The sequence below is a fragment of the Herpetosiphon gulosus genome, from assembly GCF_039545135.1.
Lineage (GTDB): Bacteria > Chloroflexota > Chloroflexia > Chloroflexales > Herpetosiphonaceae > Herpetosiphon > Herpetosiphon gulosus.
Window position 1 is genome coordinate 164065 of sequence record NZ_BAABRU010000013.1, and the last position, 15549, is coordinate 179613.

The window sequence follows — 15549 nt, forward strand, 5'->3', positions numbered from 1 at the left end:
ATTTAGACGAAGGCTGGTACACCGGTAATTTCGCGGCCAACCACGAGGGTATTGATTTCGTTGCTGCCTTCGTAGGTATACACTGCTTCCATATCGGCAAAATGGCGGGCGATATGGTTTTCGAGTAACAAGCCGTTGCCACCAAAAATTTCGCGGCCTAGCGCCACAATTTGGCGAGCTTTGGCCGAATTGTTCATTTTGGCCAGCGACGATTGACCATCGGTCATCAAGCCTTGGTCACGCAGCACGCTCAAGCGCCAGGTAGTTAATTCCATCGCCACCACTTCTGCTAGCATCTTGACTAATTTTTCTTGAATTAATTGATAGCCCGCGATTGGCTTGCCAAACTGTTTGCGTTCTTGGCTATAGCGCAAGGCCATTTCATAGGCAGCCTGAGCATGGCCCACACCTTCCCATGCTACGCCAAAGCGGGTGTTGGCCAATACTACCGCCGTATCTTTGAACGATCGCGCTTTTTCGAGGCGATTGCTGGTCGGAATGCGACAATTTTCAAGCTTGATTTCAGCATTCCAAAGGGCACGTTTGGCGATTTTGCCATGCATCACGGTCGCTTCAAAGCCTGGAGTACCTTTTTCGACCAAGAAGCCTGTTACTTGGTTGGTGGCTTCATCGCGTGCCCAAACAATAATCACATCGGCAAACGAGGCGTTGCCAATCCAACGTTTTTGGCCGTTGAGCACATAGTGGTCGCCATCTAGCCGCGCAGTGGTTTGAATATGCGAGGCATCTGAGCCGTTATCTGGCTCGGTCAGGGCAAACGCCCCAATTTTTTCCATCGAAGCCAATTTGGGCAACCAATATTCTTTTTGGGCTTCCGAGCCACAATAATAGATACTTGACATCGCCAAGCCACTGGTTACGCCAAAAAAGGTACAAACTGAGCCATCAACTTTGGCCATTTCGGCTGCAACCAAGCCAGTTGCCACGCTCGATAAGCCTGGGCAGCCATAACCCTGAATTGTGCCGCCACAGACCTTGAGTTCAGCCAACTTGGGAATTAACTCGAACGGAAATTCGCCCTTCTCCCAATATTCGTTGATGATTGGCTTAACTTCACGCTGCATAAAGCCACGCACCCGATCACGTACTTCACGCTCTTCAGGCGTTAACAGCAAATCAAATTGGTAGAAGTCCAAGGCGGGGTCGGCGGTGTGCTCTTGCATCGTCATTGATGGATTCTCCTTATATGATCTTGCGTCGGATCGAGGATGACGCACTGCGTTATTCACTATACCACACTTTTGGAAAGGATGAAGGATGAATTATGAGGGATGAAATCAAAAGTCAGAAGGCAAAAAATAGTAGGGGTAAGGGGCTAGGGATCAGGGATCAGGTGATGGATAGGATCATCAACAAAATCTGTGTAATCTGTGGCAAAAAAACAAACCTTCGTGTTCTTCGTGCTCTTCGTGGATCAGGCTTTTAACGCAGAGGCGCAGAGAGCATGGGCTATAGGTGATTGGCTATTGGAAGAGCAATTTGTGAAATTCGTGCAATTCGTGGCTAAAAAACAAACCTTCGCGGCCTTCGTGTTCTTCGCGGTTTCAGTCCTTCGTGCTCTTCGTGTCCTTCGTGGATCAACTACTGGCCTAAATCGCGTAGGCGTTCTTCGGCTTGCAAACGCCAACGATCGTCGGGGCTGGCTTGTTGGCTGATCAAGCGATAGGCTTCACGCGCTAGATCGATTTGGTTGGCTTCTTCAGCGGTCAGGCCTTGATAATAGCGAGCTTCATGAAAATTACTATTCAAACTCAAGGCTCGTTCAAACGATTTAATTGCATCATTGGTGCGGTTTTGAGCGCGATAAGTCCGTCCAAGCCAATATAAGGCAGTTGGGTCATTTTGGTTGCGCCGTACTGATTGATCGAGCGCTTCTTCGGCAGCTTGTAGGTTGTTTTGGCTCAGATAGAGCTTGCCTTGCAAATATAATGCTTCGCTATTTTGAGTATCTAATTGGGCGGCCCGACCATAATCGCTAATCGCGGCGGCCATTTGGTTTTGGCGCTCGTTGAGTTTGCCGCGCTCAAACAAAGCTCGCGCATCATTTGGCCGATAATTCAAGGCTCGATCAAGCAAACGCCGCGCCTCAGCATCGTATTCGGCAGCCTGAGTTGGATCATAGGCGTAGCTATTGATCGCCATATTGCAATAAGCTCGGCCAGCACCAAATAGCGCTTCGGCATTATTCGGATCAGTCGCCAGCACCAAATTAAATTCATCAAGCGCCCGCTCGTAGAAGCCTTGCTCGACCAAGGCCTGGCCTAGCCAAAAATGGGCATTGGTGCTATTGGGTTCACGGGCGAGCGCTTGATTGTAATAGCCAATCGCCACTTGCCACTCACCCCGATCGGCAGCGGTGCGGCCTAAGCCGATGTACGCCGGAATAATTGTCGAATCGTTATCCAAAATTTCGTTGTAGGCCGTAATTGCTTCATCAAACCGCCGTTCGCGCCGAAAACTCTCGGCAATCCCAAGCTGAGCTTCGATGTACACACCATCAGCATCACGAGCGATCGCTGCCCGTTCTTGCTCGCGAGCCGCTTCAAAACGACCTTGTTCAAGGTAGGCTTGGGCCAAATAATGGCGTGATTCAGGCACATTTGGGTTGAGCCGCACCGATTGTTCCAAGGCATCGGCGGCCTCGCTATAACGCCCAATCTCCAAAAATTCGCGGCCCATATCCTCAAAATTGCGCGGATCTTCGCCGCCAGCGTCGATTGCTCGTTGATAGGCCGCCACGGCATTATCGGGCTGGTCGAGATAGCGTGCATACAATTGACCTAAAGCGAGATGGGCCTCGACATAGCTGGTATTAATTTCAGTTGCAACTTGATAGGCTTTTTCGGCTCCAGCATAATCACCACGGTTTTGGCGCAAACGACCAATTTCATAAGCGGCACTAGCATTGCTGCCATCAACATTCAAAGCCCGCAAGAACATATCTTCGGCTGATTGATCTTGGCCTGCTTGGGCATAGACCTTGCCTAATTCAACCAAAGCTGGGCTGTTATTCGCATTGGCTAAAGGCAAAAGCGTCACTTCAGCATCGGCCAAAGCCCCAAGCTCGCGTTGCGCTGTGCCCAGGGTAATCCGTGCTCCAAGGTTATCAGGGCGATTAGCTACAATCCATTGCAGATAGGGCAAGGCGGCAGCCCATTGTTTATCGCCAACTTCTAGGCGAGCAGCCAAAATATAGCCAGGTGTAAAATTTGGGGCAGCAGCAATGGTTTTTTGCAAATAATCGCGGACTGCTTGGTTGCGCTCAGGACTTGGGCCTTCGGTATTAAAACGGGTGACCGCCAAGCCATACCAGCCCTCAGGTCGATTAGCATTTAATTCGCTAGCTTTGGTGTAGTAATCCATGGCCGTTTTTGGTGCACCCAAAATCCGATGCACTCGCCCTGCCTGAATCAAAATTGGATAATTTTGGTCTTGGGCTTTGGCAAGTGGGTCGATGACATCTTGGGCTAGTTCTAGCGGCGGATCATCTCCAAACATGCCATCCCACATGCTGCGCAAACGGCCTTTTTGCTCAACTGAGGCTGCAATACCCTCTTCGGTCATTGCGACTACTTGCCAATAGCGCACCTGATTCAGCAATTCAAAGGCTTGGCGTGAATGAGCTTCGTGCACCCGACCCGATTCTGGCAAGCCTGCCGCATCATCACGGGCTGCAATTTGGCGTTGCTCAGTTGAAATCGTTTCAAGCGTAACCACTGCGCTATCAAGCCGTTGGCGCACAATTGTTAGGGTTTCGCGCGACAACGGCGGCACAATCTCCAATTCCCATAGCGGCTGATCGCCATTGTTGACCAATTGGGCCACTTGTACCCGCGCTGTCATCAACTGCACCAATGGATCAGCGCCAGCATAACTATTCAGATTATTGATGGTTTCGATGGCCTGCGCCAATTGATTGGCTTGTAATTGAGCCTCGACCAAGGCCAATTTATTGCTGATGCCATTGGGATTGAGCTTGACCGCTAAGGCCAACTCACCGACTGATACCGCCGGATCAACCCCACGTAACGCCAACAAACCACGATTCAGATGTAGCGCTGTGAGATCGCTATTTGTGCCTTTGAGCCGTTCTTGAGCTGTATTGAAGGCTTGAGTTGCCTCGGAAAAACGGCCTTGCTCCAGCAACACAACCCCAAGGTTATTCCAATATTCGGGTTTATCGGCAGTTTCTAAGGCTCGCCGAAAATCGCCCTCGGCTAGACTCCATTGCTCTTGCAGCGCGGTAATCGAGCCACGAATCCCCAAGAGCAAATCGGGGCGTAACGGCCCATCCACAGCATAGCGATCAAGCAAACTATTAATTGCTTGGATGGCTTGATCGTACTCGCCCATTTGATAGAGATCGATTACAACTAAAATTTCGCCGAGCACAGCTTGGGCATTAAACGGTTGGTCGGCCAGACGATACACCAGTGGTAAACTCAGGCGTTCGCGCAAGCCCAATGAGCGATCATGCGGCAAGGGTTGGCGCGGAGTCCAGAGCAATTGCGGCTCAATGCTAGCACTATTGGCATCACCGCCAGCGACAATTGTGCCCCAAATCACCAGATCATACTTGGGCCGATCGGCCAAATTCCAAGCACTTTGGGCATCGGCAATTGGGGTTTTGAGCACCGCAAATTGCAAATCATTGGCCCGAACCTGCCAAGCCTCAGCCATGGTAGTTGCTGCGGCAAAACCTTCTTGGGCTGGTTGGCCTGCGCTGCTGGTAAATGGCGAGAGAATTACCTTAGCGTGGACAGTTTCAGCAACTGGGCTACCAAAAAGGCCCAATAAATTTAAACTCAGAAAAAAAGCAATTAAGATAATCAGGAAGAAAATAACCAGGCCCATGCTGCCGCGCGATTGAACTTCATCGCGAATGCGTACTGCCCATGAGCGCTGAGTGCGCAAATCGCGAGCACGCAGGGTTGGGGCTATTGTGCCAGTTGCACGGGCAGCAGGGCGACGCTGACGAATCGCAATTAAGCGCTGCACACGGCCAGTCCGATATAAGTTATAGCCAAATAGCCCACACAACAAAATAACAAAAATCCATCCGATCATCGAGCCTCCAGCCGCACCAAGTGCAAAGCCAACGATAGATACTCGTGAATAGGAATGGTCGGCTTCAAACCAGTCTGGATTTGAAGCTGGGCAAAACCTTGTTCATAGCTTGATTGATTGAGTTTTAGCATAATTTGCGGCAAGCTCTGCCAACGTTCGGGCACATGCGGCACGACATCGCGATAGCCCAACACCAAGGCATCGGGCATAATTTCGCTATCGGCTTCGATCACAAATAATGATTGTTGTTGGAGCAAATCGCTCAGCAGATCGACAAGGCCAAAATCTTGGGCGATAACCCCAATTGTTGGGCCACGTTTACGCCGATCTTGCTCTATCGTCTGTTTTTGCGAGCGCCGATCAACCACATAGACGCTGCCGGTTTGTTGTTTGGCGACGCGCTTCATCTCGGCGGCGGTGCGACTCAGGTCGTGATAAGTTTGCTGGATATCTTCACGATGCAGCACCACACCGACCGAAAGGGTCTGGATCGGCACAGGTTTGTTGCTGCTATTGGGATCGTACAGGGTCAAAATCCGCTGATCAAAGCGCCGAATCAAATCTTCACAGAGGGCATTGACATGTTCCGATGCCATAATCAGGGCAAAATCATCGCCGCCAATATGGCCAATAAATAGCCCTTCATCGTTGTACTCAGCCTTGATTTCCGTCAAAATTGTGGCCAACAGCTTGATCACCAAATCGCCACGAGCAAAACCATAGCTATCGTTGTAGGCTTTGAAATTATCCAAATCGAGGTATAACAAGGCAAAGGCTTGTTGTTGGCGCAAGCGATGGTTAACTTCCTCTTCGATCAAAATATTGCCAGGCAAGCCAGTCAGTGGGTTGAGCACGGGGCGGCGGGTTGCTCGCAACAACTGAGCGCGAACTCGCGCCAGTAGTTCGGGCATTTGAAACGGCTTGACGATATAATCATCAGCGCCCAATTCAAAGCCAGTCACCACATCCTCAATCGCAGTGCGTGCAGTCAGCACAATAATTGGAATATGCGCCAGCCGCGTATCGTTGCGCAATTGGCGAATCGCCTCATAGCCATCGATGCGGGGCATCAAAATATCAACAATCATCAAATCGGGAATTTGCAGTTGGGCCTTGGCTAACAGGTCGCCGCCATCGTTGGCAAGAGTAACCTCATACCCATGCTCAACTAAAATCAGTTCAAGCAATTGGCTTAGGGCTTCGTTATCGTCAGCAACGAGAATACGTTCAGGCATACTGTTCCCAAGGCAGCACCTAGCAAAAATACTAGGCTCAGATTAACAACTGGGCGTACAAACTCTCTAGGCTCAAATCGCGGCGCACGGTGTCGGGCGAGGCCACGGTTAATGCGGCGGCACTTGCTCCCAAGCGCACAGCTTCATCCAAGGTCAACTCATTCATTAGGCCAAATAAGACGGCGGCGGCCAAGGCATCGCCTGCTCCGGTGGCATCGACTACATCGCGCACCAAGGTTGGAATATGGCCATGACCATCGACAGTGGCATAGACTAGGCCTTCACGGGCTAAAGTGATAATCGCAATTTCCACGCCAAGCCGTACTAATTCTTTGGCCGCAGCCGTTGCCTCGGCAGGCGAAGTTACGGGCAAGCCAGTTAATGCTTCGGCTTCGCGCTCGTTGGGCGTAATCAAGTACATTCCGCGTAAACGATCACGGTAGCGGCCTGCTAAACCATAGGCAACCGGCTCGAAGCACACCGGAATATCTTCTTCGGCACAAATTTGCAAGATTACATCGGCAGTTGCCCGCGCCAAGTTCGCATCAATAAACACTGCATCAGCGGCCCGCAACAGCTGCACATTATCGTAAATATAATCGGGCGTTAATGCTCGTGCACAGTGGCTATCATCAAGCGCTGTATATAACAAACCATTGCGATCGAGCAGCGCCAAATAGGCTGCTGAATGTTGATCCTCTAAAATCATCATGGCATCGGTATCAACGCCAGCATCTTCAGTTTGTTGGATGATTAAGCGCCCAAATTCATCGTTGCCCACCGCAGCAATCAGGCTACTTTGTGCTCCCAAACGCGCCAAATTTTCAGCAATATTGCGGGCAACACCGCCAACACTAATTGTTAAACGGCCTGGATTCGAGGTTTTTTCAATCAATGGCTCAAGCAACCGCCCTTTGATATCCAGCCCTGCACCACCAATAACCACCACGCGCCAATCTGTATCCAAATGTTCCATGCCAGATAACTCCCTCGCTATATGGTTATTCTTGTTCGATCAGATTGTGTTCGCGGTAGGCTTTACGTTTTTCGTGCTCATCAAGCGCCAAGGTCAGCAAATGCTTCAAATCATCAGGTTTCATTTCAGGATTATCAGCAATGATCGTATTCATCCAATCTTGCAGCATCTGCAAACTGGAAGCATTTTCAATTTCGTTGCGTTGACGTTGAATTTCCAGATCAGTTTCAGCCAATTTCTTGCGTTGATAGGCTTCGGCATCGGCCATTGCGATTGTGCGCTTAATTTCTTGTTCCGACAAACGATTGGCTGTTTGAATTTCGAGATCAGCGGTAATTGCCCGATAGAAGGCCTTAATTCGATCAGGATTAAGCACAACTTGGGTAATGCCAATATCGAGCACTTCGATGCCCCATTGTTGCACTTTTTCTTGCACACGATTTTTCAATTGGGCAGCAATTTCGGCTCGCCGTGCCGAAATATCAGCAGGTGCAAGCTTACCATAACTGCGTTTTTCAGGATTATAAAAGGTATTATCGTGAATAATGGCGCGTAAATCTTCCTCAACATCGCGGCGTAATTGTGATTGAATCGCTTCGATCCAAAAATCGGCACTCATACGCACTTGCATCACGTCCATATTACGCCGATCGGCAATTTCTTTAAAAATATGGTCACGGTTGGGATAGTTGTAAGGTAATTTCAAAAAGCCTTCATAGCGCATTTCGACGGGCATGCTTTCACCCTCATCAGGGAAGCGCTGAATAATTCGCGATTGGGTATCAACCATAATTTTATCGACAGTATGCAGCGAAGCTGTATCAACCATTTCAATTTCAACATCAGTTTGGATGTTGTAGGTTGGCATCACGGCTACGCCAACTTCGAGGGCGGGCACAATTGGCGAGTGCAAACCAGGCGGGCGAATAATATGCTGATGATCCATGCGGCGTTGAATCAGCAAGACTTCGCCTTCTTCAACATGCTGGCCAATTCGCGCGGTCATGGCCAAGAAGATCATATAGACCCCAGCCAAAAGCACTGGAGCACACATCAAACCCAGCAAATTGCCATTTAAGGCTTGTTGGCCAAGCAAGGCCGCACATGAAACAGCAGTAATGCCAGTTAATGTTCCTAACATATTGCGTGCTGATTCACGTTGAGCAACTGAGCCGCCACTAAACGCCAAAAAAAGCCCAATTAGGACAATTAACAACAGAATTATCCCAACCAGACCCTGATTTGCTTGATTTTGCGCTGGCCCAATATAAATAAATAAACAGCTTACCAGCAGGATAATCACGAGGACAGAGGGCGATAAACGGCTCATCGTTGGCCTCCCATGCAGTTAAGCCGCAAGCCAGCAGCAAGGCTCTAAAACTATTAACAACTATTGCGGCTTATTATACACGATGCTTGCAAGCAGGCGTAAGCGAGAGGTCAGGTGCTAGCAGTCAGAGGTACGAAGATCGTGAAGGGGCGGTTTTTAGCCAACGAAGAGCACGAAGGACACGAAGAGCAAGGATTCAGGATCTAGGGATCAGCTTTGTATTATCTCGCCCATCATGAATCCTGACCCCCTGATCGCTGAACCCCTATCACTTTGACAGCAGTGACTCAGACTTGTATCCTTAGGTGAAACAAAGTTTTGCACCAAAACCTACTAAGGAGTTAAGTTTAATGAGTAAGCCAACGATTGTTGTCCTTGAGGGCGATCAAACGGGGCAAGAACTGCTTGAAGAAAGTCTGCGCGTCCTTGATCCTGCGGTGACGGGCGTTGATATAGAGCTAAAGCGCTACGATTTGAGCCTCGAATCGCGCCGAGCAACCAATAATCAAATTGTGTTGGAAGCAGCTCAAGCTATGAAGGAAGCTGGTTTTGGCTTGAAAGCTGCCACAATCACCCCCGAAAAAGCTGGCGATGTTGGTAGCCCCAACGCAATTTTGCGCGAACAAATCAATGGCACGGTGATTGTACGAACGGGCCGTCGGATTCCAGGCGTGCGGCCAGTTGGTGGTGCATATGCGCCAATCTCGGTCATTCGCATGGCGGTTGACGATGCCTATGGTGCCAAAGAATGGCGTGAAGGCGAAGGCGATAATGAAGTTGCCTATCGTACCGAGAAAATTACTCGTGGCACATGCCGCGCTGTTTCAGAATATGCCTTTATGCATGCTCGCCGCATGAAAGCCAAAGTTTTCGGCGGCCCTAAATATACGGTTAGCCCAATTTATGAAGGCATGCTCAAAGAAGAAATGGATGCTGCTGCTAAACGCTATGCTGACGTGCGTTACGAACCACAATTGATCGATGCAACCTATGCTTTGCTCTTGACCAATTCGGGCGATCCGATGGTGATTCCTGCGCTCAACCGCGATGGCGACTGCTTGAGCGACTTGGTATTGCAAATGTTTGGCACGATTGCTGGAGCTGAATCGTTGCTCTTAGCTTTCGACAAAGATTTCAAGGTCAATGTTGTGATGGCTGAAGCACCCCACGGCACGGCTCCCAGCTTGGAAGGCAAGAACGTTGCTAATCCAATGGCGATGATCTTGGCTTCAGCGGCCTTGCTTGATTATATTGATACACCTCAAGCTAACATGGCTGCTCGGGCAATCAGCGAAGCCACGTTGGAAGCTGTCTACGATGGCGTGCGCACCGCCGATTTGGGCGGCCACACCACCACCAGCGATTTCACCGACGAAGTGATTCGCCGCGTAAAAACTAAAATGGAAGTTTGGCCATCGCTCGGTAACTAAACCGTTCGCTGCCAGAAATTGCAGCCAACTTGCGCATTAGAAAGCACACTGCAACGGCGGAGTGTGCTTTTGTTGTATCTGGGGAGAAGAACATAGAGCAACGAACATAGAACATAGGAATGGGGAATCGTTTGTTGGGGGGTTTGATCTACAAAGGATAGGAAGAGCACGAAGCGTTATTTTTTTAGCCACGAATTACACGAATTGCACGAAAAATACTTTGATAGATCCGATTTTATTTTTTGCCTTCTATATTTAACGTTCATCCTTCATCCCTCATCCTTCATCCTTATCGATAGAGGTATTGCCATGACCAACAGTATCAGCGATTTTTTTGGCTCGAACAATGCTGGCTTTGGTGATGTGAATATTGATGCGGTGGTTGCGGGCAATAACAATCAAATTAACAAATATTTGCAATTACCAGCCCAAACCGACCCTTTACCAGCCGCTTTGGCACGCTTAGCAAGATTGCCACAAGATCGTTTACCTGAACGCAGCCAATTGCCACCGTACTCAGTCATGCCCTATGTGCCACTGAATGATTTTGTTGGGCGTGAAGCTCAGTTGTATCAATTGGCTCAAGCGATGTTACGCCCCGACCCAACCATGATTACGCCAACAGCCTTTGCCACCGGCATGGGCGGGATTGGCAAAAGTAGCCTAGCCCTTGAATTTGCCCATCGCTATGGCAGTTATTTTGCTGGTGGGGTATTTTGGTTGTATGCCGCCACCAACGAAACCCTGCAAGCCAGCCTTGATCGCTGTTGGGATAGCCTGAAACCAGACGAATGGCGCTATGAAGTTAAGCCTGAAACCCGACTGCAGGTGGTACGCGAATTGTTTAATCAGCCCATGCCACGCTTGTTGATCTTCGATAATTGTGAAGATCCAGCCTTGTTTACTGCGTATCGTCCGCAGGCCAGCAGTGGTTGCCAAGTGCTGGTTACTAGTCGGCGCAGCCAATGGCAACTTGGCTCGATTAATCTGATTGTGCTGGATACCTTGCCGCCGCTCGAAAGCCGCCAATTGCTACAACAACTAGCCGCCCAACCGAATATTAACAACTATCTCAGCGATGATGCTGCTGATCAGTTGGCCGAATTGGTGGGGCATTTGCCTTTAGCCTTGCATTTGGTTGGCTCAAGCTTGAAATTTTATTTTCGTAAGCCTGCTGCTGAGTATATTACAGCCCTGCGAACCCAACGACTTGCCAGTTTGCAAGCGATGGTTAAGCCAACCAGCAAGCTCCATCAAAATAGAATCAACAATTTTTGGAGCGTGCGCGATACAGTTGAGCTTAGTTATGGCTTATTGCCTGCTGAATCAAGTCAAGCTTGTCGGCGTTTATTGCTGATAATGGCCTATTGTGCGCCGAATGTGCTAATTCCGTGGGAGTTATTGCAAACTGCCAGCGGCTACGATGATGATAGCTTAACCGAATATCTGTGGGAGCTAGCCCAAGCAGGCTTTTTCAATGACCCAACTCAACCACGTTTGCACCCGCTGATGGCTGATGTAATAATTGATCTTGATGCAGCGAATGAGCCTGAATGTTATGCGTCGGTTGAGCAAGCATTGATCACGCTTAGCAAACGCTATCATGATCAATGGGCAATGCATGAAATTGAAATGTTGCTGCCCCACCTTGAATATGCTCATCGCCAATCGTTGCAACGCCCAACCTACGATGGACAATTGGCCTATCAAACTGGGCTTTGTTTGCAACGTCAAGGTAAATACCCTCATGCAGAGTTATTGTATCGCGAAGCACTTGGGCGAAAACAACAGGCTAGCGAAACGCTGATCATTAAGTATAAATTTAATTTAGCCAGTAGTCTTGGTAAGCAAGGTTTATATACCGAAGCCAAACGCTTATATAGGGAGATTCTAGAACCCTACGAACAAATGTTTGCTAAAGACCATCCTGATAGCATCATCGTTAAACATAATTTGGCGGGTATTTTTGGTGAAGAGGGTGCTTATGCTCAAGCGGAATTACTGATTCGCGATATCTTGGCGGTTTGTGAGCAAACGCTTGGTAGCAATCATCCCGATACTTTAGCTGCTGAACATTCCTTGGCTTGGGCAATCGGTCATCAAGATCGCTATCCTGAGGCTGAGCAACTTTATCGTAAAGTCTTAGTGATGCGTGAATTGCTGCTTGGAGCTAACCATCCCGACACGTTAGCAACGAAACATGGCTTGGCTTGGGCCTTAGGATGTCAAACTTTGTATGCTGAAGCAGAATCGATCTATCGCGAAGTGCTTGTAATTCGTGAGCAAACCCTAGGCAATACCCATCCTGATAGTTTAACCACTAAACAGAACTTGGCTGCGGTTATTTATAGTCAGGGCCGAAACCATGAAGCTGAATTATTATTGCAACAGGTTTTCGTTGAACATGAAAAGGCTTTGGGTAAAAATGACCCAACTACCCAGGCAACTCAAGAGTGGCTTGAACTGGTGCGCAGCAAATTATAGGGTTTAGGGATCAGGGTTTATCCACGAAGTGCACGAAGATGAGGCTCTAGGCTCTAGGCTTTTGGCTATCGGAATGGTTGCAATCCCACAAAACGTTCCGATAGCCCAGAGCCAATAGCCTTATTCCCTATGTTCTACGTTCTTTGCTCTATGTTTTTTGCCTTCATCCCTCATCCTTCATCCTTCATCCTTCATCCTTATCAACACCACCCCAACCCATAAAAACCAGCCAATCATGCCCACACCAAAGAGTGTGCCAACTGCGGCGATTGCTGGAATCGTCATTGCAATACCTGCTGCGCCAATCAGCAAGCCGAGATAATTGAGTGCTTTGGGTAGGCGTTTGGTTTGTAATGCTGCAATACTGATTAAGCTGACCCAAATGCCTCCAGGCAACTCGATTGCCCCACCCAACCCGCTGGCAACTGCTGAAATTGCAGTCGAAACAGCGAGGGTTTGCTCAGGATTCTGCTGCTGAAGATCGGCAATAATTTTGATATTGTTGACCAACAACATACCACTGGAAAGAATGGTCGTAGCCCAAATGATCCCCATGGCTGTGGTTACCTGCATCAACAGCGGATTTGCTTGCTGCATACGGTGATGCAGGGCAATTGCCAGCGGAACCATCCAAACTCCAGCGACCAAATAAATAATCAAATACCACAGAGCCATCAAGTTTTGATGTTCGATCAAAAAGCTGATCTTTTCAGTTTGGCTAGCTTCGAGGAAGGTCGCTAACAGGGTGACGACCATGCCAATGCCGATAATATAGGCAAACCCGTTGATCAAGGCGGCAATGCCACCCCATTTTTGTGTGCTTTGCATCGCTTACTCCAACTATAGGCTAGATTTCTGCGGTTGAGCATACAAAAAAGGGTTAGATGCAATCAGACACCAAAGTGTTGTTGTGCGGTGTTTATCGGCGGCGAGGGGTCAGGTTTCAGGGGCGAGGGGTCAGAGATCAGAGTGTCCGCAACCATGAAGCACTATGTTGATCCACGAAGGACACGAAGATGAGGCTCTAGGCTCTAGTCTTTTGGCTATTGGAATGGTTACAATCCCACAAAACGTTCCGATAGCCCATAGCCTTTCGCCAATAGCCATGCGTGCTCTGCGCCTCTGCGTTAAAGCCTAGCCCCTTAGCCGATAAAAACACCCCTCGCCCACAATTGGACGAGGGGTTGGAGTGAGTAATAAAATAATGGATGCTTACTTTGCGCCGAGGGCTTGCAAGGTGTCATTCAACAAATTGATGCCTTCATCAACTTGATCTTTGGTGAGCACCAATGGCGGGCAGAAGCGGATAGTCGATTTGCCACAGGTTAGCAGCAACATGCCACGGCGGAACGATTCTTCCATCACGGCGTTGGATAAATCGCCATGCGGATCTTTGTTGACGTTATCTTTGATGAATTCCATACCGATCATCAAACCACGCCCCCGTACATCGCCGATACATTCGTAGCGATCTTCGAGTTCGTGCAGACGTTGTTTGAAGTAGCCACCAACCTCGTTGGCATTGGCCATCAATTCTTCTTCGGCGAGGCACAAGGTTTCGTAGACTGCTCGCATGGCCAAGGCATTGCCACCATAGGTATTGCCGTGTGCGCCTGGTTTCCAAACACTGCTAATTTCTTTGCGGGCGACCATCGCGCCAACTGGCACGCCTGAGCCAATGCCTTTGGCGCTGGTGATGATGTCGGGCACAATGCCTTCGTATTCAACCGCCCACATTTTACCCGTGCGGCCAACGCCGCTTTGCACTTCATCGGCGATCAACAAAATTCCGTGGCGATCGCAGAGGTCGCGCAAGCCTTGCCAGAAACCTGGAGCTGGCACAACATAGCCGCCTTCACCTTGAATTGGCTCGGCGATAATTGCCGCAACATCATCGGCGGGAGTGGTGGTGGTAAACAAGGTCTTTTCGATAAAATCCAAGCAGATTTCGGCAACCCGCTCTGGTTCAACCCCCCAAGGTGTGCGATAGGGGTTGGGATAGAAGGCGTGGAATACGCCAGGCATCAAGGGGAAGAAGCCTTTGCGTTGGTAGGGCTTCGAGGCGGTGATCGATAAGCTGCCATATGAGCGACCATGGAACGAGCTATAGAAGCCGATCACATTTTGGCGTTTGGTGTAATATCGCGCCAATTTGATTGCTGCTTCAACTGATTCAGTGCCGCTATTGGCGAAAAATACTTGCCACTCGCCTGAACCTGGCATCAACGAGGTGATTTTTTCGGCGGCCTTGACCATTGGCTCGTTATAAAAATCCGTACCAGCCATATGGATAAACTTGGATACCTGATCTTGCAGGGCTTGCACCAGCCGCGGGTGGCTATGACCAGTGGAAACCACCGCAATCCCCGCATTCAAATCGAGATAGCGATTACCATCAACATCCCACACTTCACAACCAAGGCCACGATCCATCACAAAGGGATAGACCCGCCCACTACATGGGGCCATTACCGCCGTATCGCGATCAACTAGGGCAGTTGCGCGGGGGCCAGGAATCGTCGTCAGCAGATCAGTCACGGGGAACTCCTTAAACAGGTTGATAGGCGACATTGCCAAAATACCCACCGTTGGCACAGTGATAGGTATTCCTACCCATTCTATCCGAGCCATTCTAGTGCGTCAAAGGTAAATCAAAAGTCAAAAGGCAGAAGTCAAAAGAGGGATCAGGTGCTCGTTGTTAGAGGGCAGGCGTTTGGCAATGGATGATAATCACATCAATCTGTGGCTAAATATTTAACCTTCGTGCAACTTCGTGTCCTTCGTGGATCAATAACGTTTTGACGAAAACTGCAAAGCCTGCTATAATCTCGCTTCGGTACAAGAAATACCACCGTAGACAGCAGGTGCGTTCGCGCTTAATGATGCCAAGCATCACCCGCCGAGGTAGCTGATAGATTCTTGCAATCTTCCACACAATTGTGTGCTACTGCCTCTGCGTGTCGTTACACTCAGGGCTTTTTTATTTGCCTGTGAAAGGAGGTGAAC

9 protein-coding genes and 1 other annotated feature are annotated in these 15549 nt (G+C 49.3%); of the genes, 2 read left to right on the plus strand and 7 right to left on the minus strand.

What is annotated here, in order from left to right; all coding sequences use genetic code 11:
* Positions 1-2: 2 nt before the first annotated feature.
* From ABEB26_RS18100 to ABEB26_RS18120, 5 genes are all read right to left on the minus strand, one after another.
* Positions 3-1190: an acyl-CoA dehydrogenase family protein gene (locus tag ABEB26_RS18100; RefSeq protein WP_345723446.1), complete on the minus strand. Its 1188-nt coding sequence runs from the start codon at positions 1188-1190 to the stop codon at positions 3-5.
* A 412-nt stretch (positions 1191-1602) separates the two neighbouring features.
* Entirely contained in the window at positions 1603-5088 is a 3486-nt protein-coding gene (locus tag ABEB26_RS18105) for a tetratricopeptide repeat protein (protein ID WP_345723447.1), read from the minus strand.
* Positions 5085-6323 (minus strand): GGDEF domain-containing response regulator, encoded by a 1239-nt coding sequence (locus tag ABEB26_RS18110; RefSeq protein ID WP_345723448.1) that lies wholly within the window; start codon positions 6321-6323, stop codon positions 5085-5087. Before ABEB26_RS18110 ends, ABEB26_RS18105 begins: the two co-directional genes overlap by 4 nt.
* Positions 6324-6360: 37 nt before the next feature.
* Entirely contained in the window at positions 6361-7299 is a 939-nt protein-coding gene (locus ABEB26_RS18115) for a carbohydrate kinase family protein (RefSeq protein ID WP_345723449.1), read from the minus strand.
* Positions 7300-7324: 25 nt separating this feature from the next.
* Positions 7325-8629, minus strand: coding sequence for an SPFH domain-containing protein (locus ABEB26_RS18120; protein ID WP_345723450.1), 1305 nt, complete (start codon positions 8627-8629; stop codon positions 7325-7327).
* 350 nt (positions 8630-8979) lie between these two features.
* On the opposite strand from ABEB26_RS18120, the gene ABEB26_RS18125 reads away from it, so the two are divergent.
* Complete coding sequence (locus tag ABEB26_RS18125; protein ID WP_012187693.1) at positions 8980-10059, plus strand: isocitrate/isopropylmalate family dehydrogenase; 1080 nt, start codon at positions 8980-8982, stop codon at positions 10057-10059.
* Positions 10060-10368: 309 nt separating this feature from the next.
* The gene (locus ABEB26_RS18130; RefSeq protein ID WP_345723451.1) at positions 10369-12543 is read left to right on the plus strand and encodes a tetratricopeptide repeat protein; all 2175 of its coding nucleotides are present in this window, start codon (positions 10369-10371) and stop codon (positions 12541-12543) included.
* A gap of 177 nt (positions 12544-12720) precedes the next feature.
* On the opposite strand, the gene ABEB26_RS18135 is transcribed toward ABEB26_RS18130, so the two are convergent.
* Complete coding sequence (locus ABEB26_RS18135) at positions 12721-13371, minus strand: DUF4386 family protein (RefSeq protein WP_345723452.1); 651 nt, start codon at positions 13369-13371, stop codon at positions 12721-12723.
* Between the two features lie 384 nt (positions 13372-13755).
* Positions 13756-15114, minus strand: coding sequence for an acetyl ornithine aminotransferase family protein (locus tag ABEB26_RS18140; RefSeq protein WP_012187699.1), 1359 nt, complete (start codon positions 15112-15114; stop codon positions 13756-13758).
* 262 nt (positions 15115-15376) lie between these two features.
* Positions 15377-15534, plus strand: a sequence feature (ribosomal protein L10 leader region).
* The last annotated feature ends 15 nt before the right edge of the window (positions 15535-15549 follow it).

Excerpts from the sequence above, each read along its gene's own strand:
- ABEB26_RS18130 (WP_345723451.1), top strand. The coding sequence starts at position 10,369 with ATGACCAACAGTATCAGCGATTTTTTTGGCTCGAACAATGCTGGCTTT.
- ABEB26_RS18110 (WP_345723448.1), bottom strand. The coding sequence starts at position 6,323 with ATGCCTGAACGTATTCTCGTTGCTGACGATAACGAAGCCCTAAGCCAA.
- ABEB26_RS18135 (WP_345723452.1), bottom strand. The coding sequence starts at position 13,371 with ATGCAAAGCACACAAAAATGGGGTGGCATTGCCGCCTTGATCAACGGG.
- ABEB26_RS18140 (WP_012187699.1), bottom strand. The coding sequence starts at position 15,114 with ATGTCGCCTATCAACCTGTTTAAGGAGTTCCCCGTGACTGATCTGCTG.
- ABEB26_RS18105 (WP_345723447.1), bottom strand. The coding sequence starts at position 5,088 with ATGATCGGATGGATTTTTGTTATTTTGTTGTGTGGGCTATTTGGCTAT.
- ABEB26_RS18100 (WP_345723446.1), bottom strand. The coding sequence starts at position 1,190 with ATGACGATGCAAGAGCACACCGCCGACCCCGCCTTGGACTTCTACCAA.
- ABEB26_RS18125 (WP_012187693.1), top strand. The coding sequence starts at position 8,980 with ATGAGTAAGCCAACGATTGTTGTCCTTGAGGGCGATCAAACGGGGCAA.
- ABEB26_RS18115 (WP_345723449.1), bottom strand. The coding sequence starts at position 7,299 with ATGGAACATTTGGATACAGATTGGCGCGTGGTGGTTATTGGTGGTGCA.
- ABEB26_RS18120 (WP_345723450.1), bottom strand. The coding sequence starts at position 8,629 with ATGAGCCGTTTATCGCCCTCTGTCCTCGTGATTATCCTGCTGGTAAGC.